The 15,900-nt window shown below is 65.2% G+C and carries 14 protein-coding genes and 1 pseudogene; 2 read left to right on the top strand and 13 right to left on the bottom strand.

What is annotated here, in order from left to right; all coding sequences use genetic code 11:
- The first annotated feature begins 60 nt into the window (after positions 1-60).
- Complete coding sequence (locus DCM80_RS25825; protein WP_257194302.1) at positions 61-1,287, top strand: ABC transporter substrate-binding protein; 1,227 nt, start codon at positions 61-63, stop codon at positions 1,285-1,287.
- Positions 1,288-1,453: 166 nt separating this feature from the next.
- Here DCM80_RS25825 and DCM80_RS25820 read toward each other — a convergent pair.
- The 8 genes and pseudogenes from DCM80_RS25820 to DCM80_RS25785 form a co-directional block, all read right to left on the bottom strand.
- Positions 1,454-2,709, bottom strand: a pseudogene (locus DCM80_RS25820) (TCR/Tet family MFS transporter).
- On the bottom strand, positions 2,706-4,088 hold the full coding sequence (der, locus tag DCM80_RS25815; protein WP_257194301.1) for a ribosome biogenesis GTPase Der: 1,383 nt from the start codon (positions 4,086-4,088) through the stop codon (positions 2,706-2,708). Before der ends, DCM80_RS25820 begins: the two are co-directional and overlap by 4 nt.
- Positions 4,089-4,136: 48 nt before the next feature.
- Positions 4,137-4,685 carry a hypothetical protein gene (locus DCM80_RS25810; RefSeq protein ID WP_257194300.1) on the bottom strand — a complete coding sequence of 183 codons (549 nt, stop codon included), beginning with the start codon at positions 4,683-4,685 and terminating at the stop codon, positions 4,137-4,139.
- Between the two features lie 68 nt (positions 4,686-4,753).
- A complete protein-coding gene (locus DCM80_RS25805) occupies positions 4,754-5,407 on the bottom strand; it encodes a tetratricopeptide repeat protein (RefSeq protein WP_257180418.1) in 654 nt (217 codons plus the stop codon).
- A 167-nt stretch (positions 5,408-5,574) separates the two neighbouring features.
- On the bottom strand, positions 5,575-7,167 hold the full coding sequence (locus DCM80_RS25800; RefSeq protein WP_257194299.1) for a class I adenylate-forming enzyme family protein: 1,593 nt from the start codon (positions 7,165-7,167) through the stop codon (positions 5,575-5,577).
- A gap of 77 nt (positions 7,168-7,244) precedes the next feature.
- Complete coding sequence (locus DCM80_RS25795; RefSeq protein WP_257194298.1) at positions 7,245-7,829, bottom strand: NnrU family protein; 585 nt, start codon at positions 7,827-7,829, stop codon at positions 7,245-7,247.
- A gap of 199 nt (positions 7,830-8,028) precedes the next feature.
- Complete coding sequence (locus DCM80_RS25790) at positions 8,029-8,607, bottom strand: hypothetical protein (RefSeq protein WP_257194297.1); 579 nt, start codon at positions 8,605-8,607, stop codon at positions 8,029-8,031.
- Between the two features lie 208 nt (positions 8,608-8,815).
- Positions 8,816-10,438, bottom strand: a complete 1,623-nt coding sequence (locus DCM80_RS25785; RefSeq protein ID WP_257194296.1) for a peptide chain release factor 3 — start codon at positions 10,436-10,438, stop codon at positions 8,816-8,818.
- 156 nt (positions 10,439-10,594) lie between these two features.
- On the opposite strand from DCM80_RS25785, the gene sugE reads away from it, so the two are divergent.
- Positions 10,595-10,909 (top strand): quaternary ammonium compound efflux SMR transporter SugE, encoded by a 315-nt coding sequence (gene sugE, locus DCM80_RS25780; protein ID WP_257194295.1) that lies wholly within the window; start codon positions 10,595-10,597, stop codon positions 10,907-10,909.
- On the opposite strand, the gene DCM80_RS25775 is transcribed toward sugE, so the two are convergent.
- The 5 genes from DCM80_RS25775 to DCM80_RS25755 form a co-directional block, all read right to left on the bottom strand.
- A complete protein-coding gene (locus tag DCM80_RS25775; protein ID WP_028136880.1) occupies positions 10,902-11,909 on the bottom strand; it encodes an inorganic phosphate transporter in 1,008 nt (335 codons plus the stop codon). The two genes, sugE and DCM80_RS25775, sit on opposite strands and share 8 nt — an antisense overlap.
- Before the next feature lie 70 nt (positions 11,910-11,979).
- Positions 11,980-12,624, bottom strand: coding sequence for a DUF47 domain-containing protein (locus DCM80_RS25770; protein WP_028136881.1), 645 nt, complete (start codon positions 12,622-12,624; stop codon positions 11,980-11,982).
- A gap of 156 nt (positions 12,625-12,780) precedes the next feature.
- A complete protein-coding gene (locus DCM80_RS25765; RefSeq protein WP_257194294.1) occupies positions 12,781-13,749 on the bottom strand; it encodes a branched-chain amino acid ABC transporter permease in 969 nt (322 codons plus the stop codon).
- Position 13,750: 1 nt separating this feature from the next.
- On the bottom strand, positions 13,751-14,614 hold the full coding sequence (locus DCM80_RS25760; protein ID WP_145641006.1) for a branched-chain amino acid ABC transporter permease: 864 nt from the start codon (positions 14,612-14,614) through the stop codon (positions 13,751-13,753).
- A gap of 65 nt (positions 14,615-14,679) precedes the next feature.
- A complete protein-coding gene (locus DCM80_RS25755; protein WP_257194293.1) occupies positions 14,680-15,900 on the bottom strand; it encodes an ABC transporter substrate-binding protein in 1,221 nt (406 codons plus the stop codon).

Below are 15,900 nucleotides of genomic sequence, written 5' to 3'. Positions count from 1 at the left end.
TCGGAAGGACCAAGACTCCGCAAGAGAGCGTCCGCATATTTGACAATGGAGGAAACTTTTATGACGACGACGTTCGCCCGCCGCTCCGCGGCCCTGCTGGCCTGTGCCGCCTTCGGTTTTGCCACATCCGCCTACGCGCAGGACAAGACCGTCAAGATCGGCGTGCTCAACGACATGTCGAGCCTCTATGCCGACATCGGCGGCCCGAACTCCGTGGTCGCGATCAAGATGGCGGTCGAGGATTCCGGTCTGCTCGCGAAGGGCTGGAAGATCGACGTCATCAGCGGCGACCATCAGAACAAGCCCGACGTCGGCGTCAACATCGCCCGGCAGTGGATCGACAACGAGAAGGTCGACGCCATCGCGGACACGCCGAACTCCGGCGTTGCGCTGGCCGTCAGCAACCTCGTCAAGGAAAAGAACGCGGTGCTGCTGAACTCCGGCGCCGCCTCCGCCGACCTGACCGGCAAGGCCTGCACGCCGAACACGATCTCCTACACCTACGACACCTACATGCTGGCCAACGGCACCGGCAAGGCGCTGACCAAGGCCGGCGGCGACAGCTGGTTCTTCCTGACCGCGGACTATGCCTTCGGTCACGCGCTCGAGCGTGACACCACCGCGGTCGTGACCGCGAACGGCGGCAAGGTGCTCGGCAGCGTCAAGCATCCGATCAACACCGCGGACTTCTCGTCCTTCCTGCTGCAGGCACAATCGTCCAAGGCCAAGGTCGTGGGCCTTGCCAATGCCGGCGGCGACACCACGAACTCGATCAAGCAGGCGGCCGAATTCGGCATCGTCTCCGCCGGCCAGAAGCTCGCCGCGCTGCTGCTGTTCATCAACGACGTGCACTCGCTCGGCCTGAAGACCGCGCAGGGCCTGACCTTCACCGAATCGTTCTACTGGGACATGAATGACAAGACCCGCGAATGGTCCAAGCGGTTCTCCAAGCTCGCCAGCAAGAACGCGATGCCCTCGATGACCCAGGCCGGCAATTACGCGATGGTGCTGCACTATCTCAAGGCGATGGAAGCGCTCGGCGGCAATCCGCATGACGGCGCCAAGGTCGTCGCCAAGATGAAGGAGCTGCCGACCAACGATCCGCTGTTCGGCAACGGGCCGCTGCGCCAGGACGGACGCCGCCTCATCCCGGCCTATCTGTTCGAGGTGAAGAAGCCCGAGGAGTCGAAGGGACCGTGGGATTATTACAAGCAGATCGCCACGATCTCGGCGGAAGACGCGGCGAAGCCGCTCAAGGACAGCGACTGCCCGCTGGTGAAGAAGTGAGCGCGTAGCGCTCCGCACAGCCTCAACGACGTCATGCCCGGGCTTGTCCCGGGCATTTCGTTTGGGGCTTCAGAAAACGCCGCTGTAGGGCAAAGCGAAGCGTGCCCACGATTTCTTCGTTTCATGAACAGATCGTGGGCACGGCGCTTGCGCACCTTTGCCCACCCTACGAGACCGTCTTCGTGGCCGCCAGCGAGCGCGCGGCGATGGCCGTGCACAGCACCATCAGCACCGCTGCGAGCAGGAATGGCGCGCCGGGCAAATGCAGCGGCGCGCTGCTGCCGATGAAGTAGGAAAAGGTCAGCGTGAACAGGAACGGGCCGACAAGTTGCGAGACGCTCTGCACGCTCGCGGTCGCGCCCTGCAGCTGGCCCTGCTGATCGGGCGACACGAGCCGCGTCATCAGGGCTTGCGACGCGGCGCCGGAGATCCCCCACAGCGCCAGAATAGGAATGCCGATCCAGGACAGCGCCCGGTCGGCGCCGCGCCCAGGACTGCGAAGCCGAGCGCGCCGCAGCACAGGCCGAGCAACAGCGCGTTCCGCTCGCCCAGCACGCGCACGATGGGGCCGATCGCGAGCCCCTGCACCACCATGGCGCAGATGCCGACCATCGCCAGCGTCAATCCCACGGTCTTGGAATCCCAGCCGTAGCGATAGGTCGCATAGAGCACGAAGGTCGAGGGCAGCACGACATGCGCGACCTGCGCGATGAAGTTCACGACCGACAAGGCGGCCAGCACCGCATTGGATCGCAACAGACGCAGCGCCCCGACCGGACTGGCACTCCTCCAGCGGAACGGCGCGCGCTTGTCGGGCGCCAGCGATTCCGGCAGGACGAACAATCCATAGAGCGCATTGGCGAAGCTCAGCGCTGCCGAGGCCCAGAACGGCAGGCGCGGATCGATGTCGCCGAGCAGGCCGCCCAGCGCCGGGCCCAAGATGAAGCCAGCCCCGAAGGCAGCGCCGACCTTGCCGAAGACCGCCGCGCGCCGCTCCGGCGGCGTGATGTCGGCGATATAGGCAAAGGCGGTCGAGATGCTGGCGGAGGTAATGCCCGATATCACGCGGCCGATGAACAGCCAGAGCAGAGACGGGGCCAGCGCCATCAGCACGTAGTCGGCGGCCAGCCCGAAATTCGACAGCAGCACCACCGGCCGCCGTCCGAAGCGATCGGAGAGCGCGCCGAGCAGCGGCGAGAACACGAACTGCATCAGCGCCCAGGCGGTGCCGAACAGGCCGAAGATGCGGGCCGCGTGCGCGGTGTCGTTGTCGACGAAGCTCTCGATCAGCTTCGGCAGGATCGGCATGATCACGCCGAGCGCGAGCATGTCGAGCAGGATGGTGACGAAGATGAAAACGACCGCGCCGCCCCTCGCCGGCACAGCGCCTTGCGCCGCCGCCTCGCCGGCGCCGTCACTCACGACGGGCGCTTGCGCTTGTGCGCGAACGGATTGGCCTTCTCGCGCAGCGTGATGCGCACCGGCGTGCCGGGCAGATCGAAGCTCTCGCGCATGGAATTGGTGAGGTAGCGCAAATAGGATTGCGGCACCGCATCGGCGCGCGAGCAGAACAGCACGAAGCTCGGCGGACGCGCCTTGTTCTGCGTGATGTAGTTCAACTTCAGCCTGCGGCCGGACACCGCCGGCGGCGGGTTGGCCTGGACCGCCTGCTCGAACCAGCGATTGAGCGCCGAGGTCGGCACGCGCCTGTTCCAGACCGCATAGGCGTCCTGGATCGCCTGCATCAGGCGGTCGATCCCTTCGCCCATCAGGCCCGAGACGGCGACAATAGGCACGCCCTTGACCTGCGGCAGCCAGTGGTCGGCATCACGGCGCAAAGTCGAGATCGCACCGCCGCCCTTGGTCTCCATCAGGTCCCATTTGTTGACGGCGAGCACGATGGCGCGGCCCTCGCGCTCGATCAGATCGGCGATGCGCAGATCCTGCTCCTCGAAGCGGTTTTGCGTGTCCATCATCAGCACGACGACTTCGGCAAAGCGCACCGCGCGCAGCGCATCGGCGACCGAGAGCTTTTCCAGCTTCTCCTCGATGCGCGAACGCCGGCGCAGGCCGGCGGTGTCGAACACGCGAAAATCGCGGCCCCTCCAGTTGATCTCGACCGCGATGGAATCGCGCGTGGTGCCGGCCTCCGGGCTCGTCAGCAGCCGCTCCTCGCCGAGCAGATGGTTGATCAGCGTCGACTTGCCGGCATTGGGCCGGCCGACGATGGCGACGCGGATCGGGCGCGTTGCGGCCTCTTCCTCGGAGAGCGGCGCATCGTCCTCGATCTCGTCTTCGTCGACGGGCTCCGGCATCAGCTTGGCGAGCGCATCGTAGAGCTCGCCCATGCCCTCGCCGTGCTCGGCCGAGATCTGGATGGGATCGCCCAGGCCGAGCGCGAAGGCTTCCATCGCGCCGGCATCGCCGTGCTTGCCCTCGCTCTTGTTGGCGATCAGCAGCACCGGCTTGTTGGCCTTGCGGGCGAAATCGGCGAAGGCGCGATCGGTCGGGGTGAGGCCAATGCGGGCATCGATGACGAAGAACAGCGCGTCGGCTTGCGCGATCGCGGCCTCGGTCTGCTCCTGCATGCGCGCGGTCAGCGAGCCCTTGGCGCCCTCGTCGAGGCCGGCGGTGTCGATGATGGTGAAGTGGAGATCGCCGAGCCTGGCCTCGCCCTCGCGGCGATCGCGGGTGACACCCGGCAAATCATCGACGAGCGCGAGCTTCTGTCCAACCAGGCGGTTGAACAGCGTCGATTTGCCGACATTGGGCCGGCCGATGATGGCGATTGTGAAGGACATCGGGCATTCGTGCGCTGCCGGGGCTGCGCGTGTCAATGAAATGAATGATCAGCGCGAGAAGCTGCCGCTCGGCAGCGGCGCCGGGAAAGCGCCCTGCGATTGCTGCTGCGTGGTCTGGGTCGGCTGCGCCTGCTGGACCGGCTGATCCGGCGGCGGCGCGGTGGTGCGCTTGCGGACGATCTTGTGCTTGGGCGGCGGAGCGGCCGTGGGCGGCGCCGCCTCGGGCTGGGCCTCGCCGTCGACCTCGCCAGCAGGTGCCTCGGCCGGCGCGACGGCAGCGGCCGGCTGCCTGGTCTGCTTCGCCTTGGCGCCCTTCCCCGGCCTGGCCGGCTCGGGCGGCGGCTCCGCGGGCAAAGCCGCGACGGCAGGCGCGTTCGGATCGGGCTGCTGCTGCGCGCCCTTGTAGAGATCCTTCGGCACGCCTTGCTCGAGGCCCGGCACACCTTCGGGGAAGACCGGCTTGCGGTCGCCCGGCAGTTTCTTCTTGGTGTCGAGGAAGTCGAGCATGTCGCTTGGATCGAAACTGGAGCAGCCGCCCAGGACGCCGGTGAAGGCGATCAGGACGGCGGCTGCGATCAAGCGTGGCGTACGGCGCATCGTGTGTCTCGTTTACGTCAGAGGGCCCGTCTGTCGTCAGCTCTTGTCAGCTCTTATCAGCTCTTGGGTCAGCTTTTGGCGACGGGCGGCAGCAGGGCCTGGAGCGCCTCGGCGCGCGAGCGCAGGCCAGGCGGCGTTTCATTGTCCTCGGCAATCGCGTCGAGCCATTTGCGGGCCGCGGTCATGTCGTTGTTGCGCCAGGCCGACAACGCCAGCATCTCGCGTGCGCTGTGGCGGTAGGTCGCCTTGGGCGCCGCGGAGGGCTCCAGCCGCTGCAGCATGTCGGCATAGCTGGCGCTGTCGAGCACGAGGCCGGCGGCGCGGATCTTCGCCAAGTCCTGCCACTCACCCCCGACGCTGCGGTCGGCAGCAAGATCGTCGTACATCTTCGCGGCGGCCTTGGGATCGCGCGCGGCAGCCTCGGCGGCGGCGCGCAGCCGCGCCAGGGTGCGATAACCCGATGGCGCCTTGGCGGCGAGCTCGGTGAAGGCGGCCTCAGCCTCGGCGTGCTTGTCCTGCTCGGACAGCTCCGCCGCCTTCTCGAAGGCGGCACCGGCCTCGGCGGCCTTCTTGGCCTCAAAGTACTTGTAGCCCTGCCAGCCAGCGGCCGCGGCCACGACCAGCACCATCAGGGCGATGAAGTAGATCGAATACTTGTCCCACAGCTTCTTGAACTGTTCGCGACGTACTTCCTCGTCGACTTCGTCAAATAATTCAGACACTTATGCTAATCCCATACCCGTCCGGGTGCGCGCGCCGAAGCGTCCGCGTCAGGAATCCCGTCCCCCGTGTGGCGGCGAGGTACCCTAACGATATGGCGGAGGCAAGGCAAAGCGAGCCCAATCAAGGCGTTAACCACCCGGGAGAGCCCGGATGGGCCCTCCCCGGCTCAAGCTCCGGGCAGCTCCCGGAGCTGCCGCTTCAAGACCTTGCCGTTGGCGTTACGGGGCAACGGGTCGGCCGTGATCGCCATGGTTTCGGGAACCTTGTAGTCGGACAGCCGCTCCGCGCACCAGGCCCGCAAGTCGCTGTCGGCCACCGGCGCCCGCGTCACCACCACGGCATGGACGCGCTCGCCCAGCACCGGGCAGGCTTTGGCGATGATCGCGCTCTCGACCACGGCGGGATGGCCGGCCAGCACGGATTCGACCTCGGCCGAATAGATCTTCAGGCCGCCGCGATTGATCATGTCCTTCTGCCGGTCGAACACGCGGACAAACCCTTCCGCGTCGACCGAGCCGAGATCGCCGGAGTGCCAGAATCCGCCTGTGAAGCTCTCGGCGGTCGCCTTGGCATTATTCCAGTAGCCCTTGATGACGGAGGCGCTCTGGATCCAGAGCTCGCCGATCTCGCCGCGCGGCAGTTCGCGCCCATCCGGATCCATCGCGACGATGCGCGCGCCGGGGCACGGCAGGCCGACGCTGTCGATATGGCTCTCGGTCAGCTCGCCCGGCATGATCGTCGAAGGCGACGTCGTCTCGGTCGCGCCATAGCAGTTCATCAGCTTCAGGCCGGGAATCTTCGCCTTGAGCTTCTCGATGGTCGCGACCGGCATCGGCGCGCCGCCAAAGCCGCCGATGCGCCAGCTCGACAGGTCGTAGCCGTCGAAATCCGGCTGCAGCAGGCAGAGATTATACATCGCCGGCACCATCACCGTGTAGGTGACGCGCTCGCGCGCGGCGAGCTTGAGATAATCGGCGGCCTTGAACTCCGGCATGATGATCAGCGCGCCGCCGCAGCGGATCATGGTGGTGATGTTGGCGACGACGCCGGTGACATGGCCGAGCGGCACCGCCGCGATCGAGCGGTCCGCCCCCGTCAATTGCAGGCAGGACACGAACACCATCGAGGAATGGACGATGTTGCAATGCGCCAGCATCGCGCCCTTCGGCTTGCCCGTGGTGCCCGAGGTGTAGAGGATCATCGCGGTGTCCTCTTCGCTCACCTCGACAGGCGCCGGTGCCGGCGCGTTGTCGGCGAGCGCGGCGAAACGCGATCGGGCCGGATCCTCGTCGATGGCAACGCGATGGATCAGATCGGGCACGTCCTGCGCGTCGGGCAGCCGCTCGGCCAGCGAGCCCTCGTGGATCAGGATCTTCGCGCCGCAATCGGCAAGCACGTAGGCGATCTCGGGCTTCTGCTGGCGCGTGCTCAGCAGCACCGTGACCAGTCCCTCATGCGCGGCGGCAAACAGCAGCAGCGGAAATTCGATGCGGTTGCCGAGCAGGATCGCGACGCGGTCGCCGCGCTGCAAGCCCAGCTTGCGAAACCCCGCCGCGATCCGTGTCGCCTGCTCCACGGCCTGCCGCCAGCTGAGCCGGACATTGCCGGCAATCAATGCCTCGCCATCCGGATTGCGGGCGCAGGCGTCCGCGATCATCGTCCACAGGCTCGCCGGCCGGTCGCAAAAGGCCGGCACCACCCGATCGCCGAACCGCGCCTCGAGCCGCATCGGCGGAATCTGAGATTGCGACCAGTCCATCGGAACGCCCTCGGCTTGTTGCTTTTGTCACGTTTCCGCGCACGGCTGCGCGGATTGGTCTTGCGCTGAGCGGCTAGCTACACCCCGACGACCGGCACGCCGATCACGACCGGATGGAACGCGAACGCCAGGGCCACATAGGCGACCACACCGACCGCGACCGCGATCAGATCGTTGGTGACGCCGCCGACGGGAATCGGCGGGCCGCCGGCATCGGTGCGATGCTTCAACGAAATGCGGTCATAGACGGCCCAGCCCAGGAACGAGCCGAACAGGATGATGGAGCCGAGATCGCCATTGGCCAAAAGATGCGCCGCAGCCCACAGCTTGATGCCGGCCAGCATCGGATGCTTCAGCGTCGCGTAGATGCGGCCGCGCAAATAAGAGGCGACCACCAGGATCACCGCAGGCAGCATCAGCGCGAGCGTGATGTGCTTCATCGCCTTCGGCGGATACCAGACGTCGATCCAGCCGGTGGCTCGGTAGTGGGCAAAGCCCCAGATGATCAGCGCGAGGCCGGCGAACGAGACCAGCGCGTAGAGCATCTTGTAGGTGCCCTCACCCAGCTTCGCGATCGCCTGCGCGCGCGCATCTCGTTTGGTTGTGAAAACATGGGCCGCGAAAAACAACACCAGCCCCAGGATCATGACCAGCAGACCCACGATATCCTCCCCGCAAAGCAGCCCCCGGCTCTGAGGTATCATCGATTGGCCGCGCGTCGCAACTCTGAAGCCTCATGGTGAGGAGGCGCGTAAGCGCCGTCTCGAACCATGCAGGCCCGGCTGATTGCAACAAGCGAGGCCATTCATCCTTCGAGACGCGCGCGAGCGCGCTCCTCAGGATGAGGGGTAAGAGCTTCGTCTACTTGCCGAGCTCCCTATTATCGACGTAACGGATGGCGATCGGCCGCCCTGCCAGCGCGCCGCCGAGACCGCCGGTGAACTTCAGCGGCAGGCAGGCTTTCAGCGATGAATTGATCGCGTTGAGATAGCTGGTTCGGGTCTGTGCGGGCACCCCGGGCGTCGCATAGGTGAGGCGCGGCGGGCCGATCAGGCCGCCGTCCCTGTTGAAGCTGAAACGCACCGACATCTGCATGCCCGCGCGCGCATTGTCCGATGGCGGCGACCAGCAGCTGCGCAACGCGGCGAAGAGGTCGCCGATCGTCTCGAGGTCGTGATCGGGCTTTTGATATTTGGCGCGGTCCGCCTCCAATGGAACGCTCTGGATAGTGAGCTGGAGGTTCTGGCCATAGGGGTAATCGATCTCGGGAATGCAGGGCCCGGGCTCGAGCGGGCTGCAATAGGACGGCGTGCATGACCGGCCGTCGAGCACGCTGCACGGCTCGTGCGCAAACGGGATCGGATTGATCTGGCGAGGTCGCGCGCCGGCGGCAGCCGTCGAGATCGTCAGCAGGATGATGACGGGAATGCTGCGCCACATCACGCGAACGCGGCATCGGGAATGAACACGTCAAGCCGAGACGCGTTCACATGCTCGCGTTCAACTCCGGCGTCCTCGCCCGGCTTGACCGGGCGACCCAGTACGCCGTGACGACAATGATCGAATCGATGGGCTGCGGAGTACTGGATTCCCCGCCTTCGCTGGGAATGACAGTGTGTAGCTAACCGCGGGGCCACAACGCCCCCCGCTACCCCTTCTTCTTGACGTCTTTGACGTTGATGAACTCGATGCCCTCGGCGCGCTCCTTGGTGTAGCCGAGATAGAACTCGTTCCGGGCGAGATACACCGGATCGCCGTCGACGTCGTCGGCGATGCTGGAGGTGTTGGCGGCGATGAAGGCGTCGAGCTTCTTGCGGTCGTCCGAGGAGACCCAGCGCGCCAGCTGGAACTCGCTGACCTCGAACTCGACCGGCAATGAATATTCCGCCTCGAGCCGCGCCTTCAGCACGTCGAGCTGCAGTGCGCCGACGACGCCGACCAATGCCGGGGCGCCGTCGCGCGGGCGGAACACCTGCACCACGCCCTCTTCCGACATCTGCTGCAGCGCTTCCTTCAGCTTCTTGGCCTTCATCGCGTCGGTGAGCCGCACCCGGCGGACGATTTCCGGCGCGAAGCTCGGCACGCCGACGAAGTTGAAATCCTCGCCTTCGGTCAGGGTGTCGCCGATGCGCAGCGTGCCGTGATTGGGAATGCCGACGACGTCGCCGGCGAAGGCTTCGTCCGCGACCGAGCGGTCCTGGGCGAAGAAGAATTGCGGGCTCGACAGCGGCATGCTCTTGCCGGTGCGCACCAGCTTGGCCTTCATGCCGCGGCTGAGCTTGCCCGAGCAGAGGCGAGCGAACGCGATGCGGTCGCGGTGGTTCGGATCCATGTTGGCCTGGATCTTGAACACGAAGGCGCTCATGCGCGGGTCGGTGGCCTCGACCCTGCGCTGGTCGCTGTCCTGCGCGCGCGGCTCGGGCGCGAACTTGCCGAGGCCTTCCAGGAGGTCGCCGACACCGAAATTGCGCAGAGCGCTGCCGAAATAGACCGGAGTCAGATGGCCTTCGCGGAAGGCCTCGAGCTCGAACGGTTTCGAGGCCTCGGTGACGAGCTCGAGCTCGTCCTTCACCGCGGAGACATCGAGATTGGCGTTGAGCTTGGCGAGCTCCTCGATCGCGATCTGCTGCGCCGCGCCGGTCTTGGCGCCGCCGCCTTCGAGCAGGCGCACGCCGCCATTGACGACGTCATAGGTGCCGAGGAAGTCGCGGCCGCGGCCGACCGGCCAGGTCATCGGCGTGGTGTCGAGCGCCAGCGTCTTCTCGATCTCGTCGAGCAGCTCGAACACGTCGCGGCTCTCGCGGTCCATCTTGTTGATGAAAGTGATGATCGGGATGTCGCGCAGGCGGCACACCTCGAACAGCTTGCGGGTGCGCGCCTCGATGCCCTTGGCGGCGTCGATCACCATGACGGCGGAATCGACCGCGGTGAGCGTGCGATAGGTGTCTTCCGAAAAGTCCTCGTGGCCCGGCGTGTCCAGCAGGTTGAAGACGAGGCCCTCGAACTCGAAGGTCATCACCGAGGTCACGACCGAGATGCCGCGCTCGCGCTCGATCTTCATCCAGTCCGAGCGGGTGTTGCGCCGCTCGCCCTTGGCCTTGACCTGGCCGGCCAGGTTGATGGCGCCGCCGAACAGCAGCAGCTTCTCGGTCAGCGTGGTCTTGCCGGCGTCAGGATGGGAGATGATCGCAAAGGTCCGCCGCCGCGCCACTTCAGCGGCAAGCGGGGAACGGGCCGGCGATTCGGCTGTGGTGATGGCGATGTCGGACATGGCGGGAGCGTGTGGCAGGGAAAACGGGCCTGATCAAGCCTCATTTGGTGATTGCAGAGCCATTCGGCCAGCCCCATATCGCCTTTCGGGAAGGACGGCCTTCCGTTTCTCAGCAACTCAGCCGCGGGGACGACCCTGCCTGAATGGAGGGTCGTCATGGCCTGGAGCATCCTGTTCGTCGCCGGGCTTCTCGAGATCACCTGGGCGATCGGCCTGAAATACACCGAGGGTTTCACCAGGCTTGTTCCGTCCGTCGTCACGCTGGTGGCCATGGCCGGCAGCGTCGTCCTGCTCGGCCTCGCGCTCAAATCGCTGCCGGTGGGAACCGCCTATGCGGTGTGGACCGGGATAGGCGCGGTCGGCACCGCGACGCTGGGCATCGTCCTGTTCGGCGAGCCGGCTACGGCGCTGCGGCTTGCCAGCATCGGCCTGATCGTCGCCGGAATCGTCGGGCTGAAGCTCGTCACTTGACGAAGAGCTGGACCGCCCACCAGGTCAGTGCCGCGACGATGCCCGACGCCGGAATCGTGATCACCCAGGCATAGACGATCGAGCTTGCCACGTTCCAGCGCACCGCCGAGACGCGGCGGGCCGCGCCGACGCCGACGATGGCGCCGGTGATGGTGTGCGTGGTCGAGACCGGGACTCCGAGGAAGGTCGCCATGAACAGGGTCGCCGCGCCTCCGGTCTCGGCGCAGAAGCCCTGCATCGGCGTCAGCTTGGTGATGCGCAGGCCCATGGTGCGGACGATGCGCCAGCCGCCCATCAAGGTGCCCAGCGCCATCGCCGCCTGGCACGACAGCACCACCCAGAACGGCACCGAGAAGTCGCTGCCGAGATGGCCCTGCGAATACAACAGCACCGCAATGATGCCCATGGTCTTCTGCGCGTCGTTGCCGCCATGGCCGAGCGAATAAAGCGAGGCGGAGGCGAACTGAAGGATGCGGAAGGCGCGATCGACCGCGAACGGCGTCGAGCGCACCGAGGCCCAGGACACGATCGCGACCAGCATCATCGCGAGCAGGAAGCCGACCAGCGGCGACAGCACGATCGCCAGCACCGTCTTGGACAATCCAGTCCACACCGCAGCCGAGATCCCGGCCTTGGCCATGCCGCCGCCGACGAGCCCGCCGATCAGCGCGTGCGAGGACGAGGACGGGATGCCGAGCGCCCAGGTCACCAGGTTCCAGACGATGGCGCCGACCAGCGCGGCGAAGATCACCTGGGGATCGACGATCGCGGGATCGATGATGCCGGTGCCGATGGTCTGGGCGACGTGCAGCCCGAACACCATGAAGGCGATGAAGTTGAAGAACGCGGCCCAGAACACTGCGAATTGCGGCCGCAGCACGCGGGTGGAGACGATGGTGGCGATCGAATTGGCGGCGTCGTGCAGGCCGTTCAGGAAGTCGAACAGCAGCGCGACGGCGATCAAGCCGACCAGGATGGGAAGACCCAACGCTGCATCCACGGCGAGGCCCTACTTAAAGCTTGCGCATGATCTGAGCGGAAAACCGCTGCACACTTTTCCGGATCATGCGCTATACCTGCTCGATGACGATGCTGTTGATCTCGTTCGCGACGTCGTCGAAACGATCGGCCACCTTCTCCAGGTGGTCGTAGATCTCGACGCCGACGATGAAGTCCATCGCATTGCCGTCGCGGTGCTTAAGGAACAGCTCCTTCAGCCCGATGTCGTGGAGATCGTCGACGCGGCCCTCCAGCTTGCCCAGCTCTTCCGTGATCGCGGTGAGCATGGCCACGTTCGGGCCGATCGATTGCATCAGCGGCAGGGCACGGCCGACCAGATTGGCGCATTCGATCAGAAGCCCGCCGATCTCGCGCATCGGCGGCTCGAAAGTGCGGACCTCGAACAGCATCACGGCCTTGGCGGTCTGCTGCATCTGGTCGATGGCGTCGTCCAGCGAGGTGATCAGGTTCTTGATGTCGCCGCGGTCGAACGGGGTGATAAAGGTGCGGCGCACCGCCGTCAGCACCTCGCGGGTGATGTTGTCGGCGTCGTTCTCGAACTGGTTGACGCGCTGGCAATAGACCGGTGTCTCCTCGCCCCCGTTGAGCATGCCCTGGAGCGCGATCGAGCCCTGGATCACCGTCTGGGCATGTCGGTCGAACAGGTCGAAGAACCGTTCTTCCTTGGGCAGGAAAGCACGAAACCATCGCATCATGGGGAGTGGCTACCGGTTGGAAAATGGCACGGCCCGAGGGGCCGTCATCGAACTGTCATAAACCATTTTCGCGCCGCGCGCGTGTCATCTCACGCCCGCGGAGCCGGATCATCCACCGCTTTCACGCGGCAAGTAAATTGACCTTAAATCAATTACTTAGAGCGATCTGCGGAAGTAATGCGCGATTTCACCGACGACGCCGCGGCGGAAGGTGAGCACGCAGACCACGAAGATCGCGCCCTGGATCACCGTCACCCACTGGCCGAAACCCGCCAGATATTGCTGCATGGCGATGATGACGAAGGCGCCGACCACGGGGCCGAAGATGGTGCCGAGGCCGCCGACTAGCGTCATCAGCACGACCTCGCCCGACATCGTCCAGTGCACGTCAGTGAGCGAGGCGTTCTGCGCCACGAACACTTTCAGCGAGCCGGCAAAGCCGGCCAGCGTGCCCGAAAGCACGAAGGCCAGGAACTTGTACTGGTCGGTCCGGTAGCCGAGCGAGATCGCCCGCGGCTCGTTCTCGCGGATCGCCTTCAGCACCTCCCCGAACGGCGAGTTGATGATGCGGAAGATCAGGAGGAAGCCGGCGAGGAACCCGGCCAGCACGACGTAATACAGCACCGTCGGCTTCGACAGATCGAAGATGCCGAACATGTGTCCCTGCGGGATACCCTGGATGCCGTCCTCACCGTGGGTGAACGGGGCCTGGAGGTAGATGAAGTACAAGAGCTGCGACAGCGCCAGCGTGATCATCGAGAAGTAGATGCCCTGGCGGCGGATCGAGATGTAGCCCGTGATGAGCGAGAGCACGAACGCCGCGGCGATGCCGACGAGGATGCCGAGTTCGGGCGGCAAGGCCCACACTTTCAGCGCATGCGCGCTGCAATAGCCGGCGGTGCCCAGGAACATCGCGTGGCCGAAAGACAGCAGGCCGCCATAGCCGATCAAGAGGTTGAAGGCACAGGCAAGCAGCGCAAAGCACAGCGCCTGCATGACGAAGAACGGGTAGACGCCCGTGAACGGCACCGTCGCGAGCAGCAGCGCCATCACCACGAAAACGATCATCTCGTCGCGCATCGCGCGAGGGGTCACCGGCAGCGTGTCGTCCGTCAGGGTTGTCATATCAGGCCGCCCTTCCCGTCAATCCCGTTGGCTTCACCAAGAGCACCAGCACCATCAGCACGAACACGACGGTGTTGGAGGCCTCGGGGTAGAAATATTTGGTCAGACCCTCGATCACCCCGAGCGCGAAGCCGGTGATGATGGAGCCCATGATCGATCCCATGCCGCCGATCACGACCACCGCGAACACGACGATGATGAGGTCGGCGCCCATCAGCGGCCGCACCTGGTTGATCGGCGCCGAGAGCACGCCGGCGAGCGCGGCAAGGCCCACGCCGAGACCGTAAGTGAGCGTGATCATGCGCGGCACGTTGATGCCGAAGGCGCGCACCAGAGTCGGATTCTCAGTGGCGGCGCGCAAATATGCGCCGAGCTGGGTCTTCTCGATCAGGAACCAGGTCGCGAGGCACACGACCAGCGAGAACACGACCACCCAGCCGCGGTAGATCGGCAGGAACATGAAGCCGAGATTCATGCCGCCCCTGAGCTGGTCCGGAATGGCGTAAGGCAGGCCGGACGAGCCGAAATAGTTCTGGAACACGCCCTGCACGATCAGCGCGATGCCGAAGGTCAGGAGCAGGCCGTAGAGATGATCGAGCCCGGTCAGCCATTGCAGCATGGTCCGCTCGAGGATCATGCCGAAGATGCCGACGATGATGGGCGCAAGCAGCAGCGCCCACCAATAATTGATGCCGCCGAGATTCAGCAGGAAATAGGCGACGAAGGCGCCCATCATGTAGAGCGCGCCATGGGCGAAATTGATGATGTTGAGCATGCCGAAGATCACGGCAAGCCCGAGACTGAGCAGCGCGTAGAACGAGCCGTTGATCAGTCCCACCAGTAGCTGAGCGTATAGAGCCTGCATCGATCAATCTCGTACCCGGTCGCGTTATGCCAATTCATTCTGCCGCGCCCGCGGGCGCGGCCGACTCACTTCTTCACCAGGGGACAGGCGCTTTCCGACAGCGGCCGGAAGGCCTGCTCGCCGGGGGTCGTGCCGATCAGCTTGTAATAGTCCCAGGGTCCCTTGGACTCCTCGGGCTTCTTCACCTCGAAGAGATAGGCCGGATGCAGCTTGCGGCCGTCGGCGCGGATCGTGCCCTTGCCGAACAGCGCGTCGTCCGTCGGCATCTCCTTCATCTTGGCAACGACCTTGGCGCCGTCATGCGGATTGCCACCCATGGCCTCCAGCGCCTTGAAATAGTGCAGCAGGCCCGAATAGACGCCGGCCTGCACCATCGAAGGCATCGCCTTGTTCTTCATGCGCTCGGAGAAGCGCTTGGAGAACGCGCGCGTCCCGTCGTTCATGTCCCAATAGAAGGTCTCGGTGAAGTTCAGGCCCTGCGCCACCTTCAGGCCGAGCGCGTGCACGTCGGTGATGAAGAGCAGCAGGCCCGCAAGCTTCTGGCCGCCCGAGACGATGCCGAACTCCGCCGCCTGCTTGATCGTGTTGGTGGTGTCGCCGCCGGCATTCGCCATGCCGATGATCTTGGCCTTGGACGCTTGCGCTTGAAGCAGGAACGACGAGAAGTCGGCGGTATTGAGGGGATGCTTGACGTTGCCGATCACCTTGCCGCCCGATTTCAGCACGACCGCGGCAGTGTCGCGCTCGAGGGCATGGCCGAAGGCGTAGTCTGCGGTCAGGAAGTACCAGGTGTCGCCGCCCGACTTCACCAGCGCCTGCCCCGTGCTGTTGGCCAGCATGTAGGTGTCATAAACCCAGTGGACCGTGTTCGGCGAGCATTGCGCGTTGGTGAGATCCGACGTCGCTGCGCCGGTGTCGATCAGGATGGAATTCTTCTCCTTGACGACATTGTTGACCGCCAGCGCAACGCCGGAGTTCAGGACATCCATGAAGATGTCGACCTTCTCGACGTCGATCCATTGCCGGGCGATCGTGGTGCCGATGTCGGGCTTGTTCTGATGGTCCGCAGAGATCAGGTCGAGCTTCCAGCCCTTGGCCGCGAGGCCGGAATCCTCGATCGCCATCTGCGCGGCGACGGTCGAGCCGGGGCCGCCGAGGTCGGCATAGAGTCCCGAATTGTCGGTCAGCACGCCGATCTTGATGTTCTTATCCTGCGCGACCGCGGCACCTGCCGAACCGAAGGCCAGGGCTGTGCCGAGCAACATTGCCGAAATGCCGTGCTTCAT

It is taken from the genome of Bradyrhizobium sp. WBOS08, assembly GCF_024585125.1.
GTDB lineage: Bacteria > Pseudomonadota > Alphaproteobacteria > Rhizobiales > Xanthobacteraceae > Bradyrhizobium > Bradyrhizobium japonicum_B.
This window is presented reverse-complemented; position numbering and strand designations above follow the sequence as displayed.

Bases quoted from the DNA above. Each gene is read 5' to 3' on its own strand.
- DCM80_RS25800 (WP_257194299.1), bottom strand. From the start codon at position 7,167: ATGGACTGGTCGCAATCTCAGATTCCGCCGATGCGGCTCGAGGCGCGG.
- DCM80_RS25755 (WP_257194293.1), bottom strand. From the start codon at position 15,900: ATGAAGCACGGCATTTCGGCAATGTTGCTCGGCACAGCCCTGGCCTTC.
- DCM80_RS25810 (WP_257194300.1), bottom strand. From the start codon at position 4,685: ATGCGCCGTACGCCACGCTTGATCGCAGCCGCCGTCCTGATCGCCTTC.
- DCM80_RS25760 (WP_145641006.1), bottom strand. From the start codon at position 14,614: ATGCAGGCTCTATACGCTCAGCTACTGGTGGGACTGATCAACGGCTCG.
- der (WP_257194301.1), bottom strand. From the start codon at position 4,088: ATGTCCTTCACAATCGCCATCATCGGCCGGCCCAATGTCGGCAAATCG.
- DCM80_RS25770 (WP_028136881.1), bottom strand. From the start codon at position 12,624: ATGATGCGATGGTTTCGTGCTTTCCTGCCCAAGGAAGAACGGTTCTTC.
- DCM80_RS25785 (WP_257194296.1), bottom strand. From the start codon at position 10,438: ATGTCCGACATCGCCATCACCACAGCCGAATCGCCGGCCCGTTCCCCG.
- sugE (WP_257194295.1), top strand. From the start codon at position 10,595: ATGGCCTGGAGCATCCTGTTCGTCGCCGGGCTTCTCGAGATCACCTGG.
- DCM80_RS25765 (WP_257194294.1), bottom strand. From the start codon at position 13,749: ATGACAACCCTGACGGACGACACGCTGCCGGTGACCCCTCGCGCGATG.
- DCM80_RS25790 (WP_257194297.1), bottom strand. From the start codon at position 8,607: ATGTGGCGCAGCATTCCCGTCATCATCCTGCTGACGATCTCGACGGCT.
- DCM80_RS25825 (WP_257194302.1), top strand. From the start codon at position 61: ATGACGACGACGTTCGCCCGCCGCTCCGCGGCCCTGCTGGCCTGTGCC.